At 38.0% G+C, this 513-nt stretch carries 1 protein-coding gene; it reads right to left on the minus strand.

Features of this window, described 5'->3' with window-relative positions; all coding sequences use genetic code 11:
* The coding region (locus KI356_RS26845; protein ID WP_212936969.1) for an S-layer homology domain-containing protein at window positions 1–513 on the minus strand (513 nt) is incomplete at both ends.

Here is a 513-nt window from a genome sequence, read left to right on the forward strand (position 1 = left end):
TAACTGCATCTTTGTTAATTTCTGTAGCGAATTTAACTTCTACTTCTTTAGAGTTTAAAACTTTCACTGACTCAACTTTAGCTTCTTCTTTTTGTCCGAACTGCATGTCAGTCTTAGCAATGAATTGAGCTGCTTCTGCTTTAGTTACAGTTTTTTCAGGCTCCCAAGTAGTTGCAGTAGTACCTGCAGAAATTCCTAATTCAACTAGGATGTTAGCTTTTGCTTTACCCCATGATTTTTCTAAATCTGAGAATTTAGTTTCTGGAGTACCAGTTACTTTAGAATCTAATTTGTAAGCTTCTACAAGCATAGATGCCATTGAAACGCGGTCCATTTTTCCGTTAGGATCGAAGATGCCGTTACCTTTACCTTTAACTACACCAGCTTTTTCTACAGCTGCGATGTATTTTACAGCCCAACCTTCTTGAGCGTCAGTGTAAGATGGTTTAGCGTTCTCTTCGATTGGTAAGTTTAAGATTTGAGCCATCATTGTAGCTGCTTCTGCACGAGTTA

It is taken from the genome of Bacillus hominis (assembly GCF_018332515.1).
In the GTDB taxonomy this organism is placed as follows: domain Bacteria; phylum Bacillota; class Bacilli; order Bacillales; family Bacillaceae_G; genus Bacillus_A; species Bacillus_A hominis.